Annotated in this window: 2 protein-coding genes; one reads left to right on the top strand and one right to left on the bottom strand. The window is 64.5% G+C overall.

Translation table 11 applies throughout. The features are described from left to right. The coding region (gene asnS / locus ACT84W_RS08745; RefSeq protein WP_444328935.1) for an asparagine--tRNA ligase at positions 1–976 on the bottom strand (976 nt) is incomplete at its 3' end. Between the two features lie 117 nt (positions 977–1093). Here asnS and pyrE point away from each other — a divergent pair. Continuing rightward, positions 1094–1753: orotate phosphoribosyltransferase (pyrE, locus tag ACT84W_RS08740; protein WP_417576037.1), on the top strand; the 660-nt coding region annotated here is incomplete at its 3' end.

Below are 1753 nucleotides of genomic sequence, written 5' to 3'. Positions count from 1 at the left end.
CGGCCTGGGCCTCCTCGAGGAACTTGACGGCCTCGGTGTAGGTCACGCGGGCGAAGTCGGAGCTCGCCACGTGACGCAGGCGCTCGAGCAGGCCCTTATCGACGAACTTGTTGAAGAACTCCATCTCGTCGGGGCAGTTCTCGAGCACGTAGTTGATGGCGTACTTGAGCATCTCCTCGGCACAGGCCATGTCGCCCGCGAGGTCGCAGAAGGCGAGCTCGGGCTCGACCATCCAGAACTCGGCGGCGTGACGGCGGGTGTTGGAGTTCTCGGCGCGGAAGGTCGGGCCGAAGGTGTAGACGTCGCCGAAGCTGAGCGCGAAGTTCTCGGCCTGGAGCTGGCCGGAGACGGTGAGGTTCGTCGGCTTGCCAAAGAAGTCCTGGCTGTAGTCGATGCTGCCGTCGTCCTTGCGGGGCGGGTTAGCGGGATCGATCGTGGTCACGCGGAACATCTCGCCGGCGCCCTCGGCGTCCGACGCGGTGATAATCGGCGTGTTCACGTAGACGAAGCCGCGCTCCTGGAAGAACTTGTGAATGGCGAAGGCGGCCACGCTGCGCACGCGGAAAACCGCGCGGAAAAGGTTCGTGCGGCTGCGGAGGTGCTGCTGAGTGCGGAGGAACTCGCGGGTCTGGCGCTTCTTCTGCATCGGGTAGTCGGGCGCAGAGATGCCCTCGACCTCGATGGTCGCGGCCTGGAGCTCGAAGGGCTGCGGGCGGTCGGGGGTGAGCTCGAGCACACCGGTGAAGGCGAGCGCGGCGCCCACGGACTGGGCGATAACGCCGTCGTAGACCTCGTCGCCGAGGCGCTCGCGGTTGACGACGACCTGCAGGTCCTTGAAGCAGCTGCCGTCGTTCAGGGTCACGAAGCCGAAGTTCTTCATGTCGCGGATGGAGCGGACCCAGCCGGCGACGGTCACGGTCTGCCCGCCGAGCGCATCGGCGTCCGCATAGAGGCTTGCGATGGTGTTGCGATCCATAAGACTCCCTTAGGATGACGCGTATCTTGACTGCTCTACCGTACCCCATCGCGGCGCGAGCGGCTAGAATCTAGGCAGCGCAAGACAAACATCGGCACCCAAGCGGCAGGAGAACCCATGGAAGATTACAAACGCGAGTTCATCGACTTCATGGTCGAGAGCAACGTCCTCAAGTTCGGCGAGTTCACGCTCAAGAGCGGCCGCAAGTCGCCGTTCTTCATGAACGCGGGCGCCTATGTCACCGGCCACCAGCTCAAGAAGCTCGGCGAGTTCTACGCCAAGGCGATCCACGACAACTTCGGCGACGACTTCGACGTGCTCTTCGGGCCCGCGTACAAGGGCATCCCCCTTTCCGTCGTGACCGCCGTCGCGTTCCACGACCTCTACGGCAAGGAGGTCAAGTACTGCTCCGACCGCAAGGAGGCCAAGGACCACGGCGCCGACAAGGGCAACCTGCTGGGCTACCAGCTCGCCGACGGCGACCGAGTGGTCATGGTCGAGGACGTGACCACCTCCGGCAAGTCCATCGACGAGACCTACCCCAAGGTCATGGCCGCCGCGAACGTCAAGGTCAAGGGCCTCATCGTGAGCCTCAACCGCATGGAGGTCGGCAAGGGCGGCAAGGTCACGGCCCAGCAGGAGATCCAGGAGAAGTACGGCTTCCCGGTGGCCTCCATCGTGACCATGGCCGAGGTCGTCGAGGCACTCGACGGCAAGCTCATCACCCCCGAGCTCAAGGCCGCGATCGACGAGTACTACGCGCGGTACGGCGTGAAG

Origin of the sequence: Paratractidigestivibacter sp., assembly GCF_052362415.1 — a bacterium.
GTDB lineage: Bacteria > Actinomycetota > Coriobacteriia > Coriobacteriales > Atopobiaceae > Paratractidigestivibacter.
Note: the sequence above shows the minus strand (reverse complement) of the source record. Positions and strands in the feature narration are given on the sequence as shown.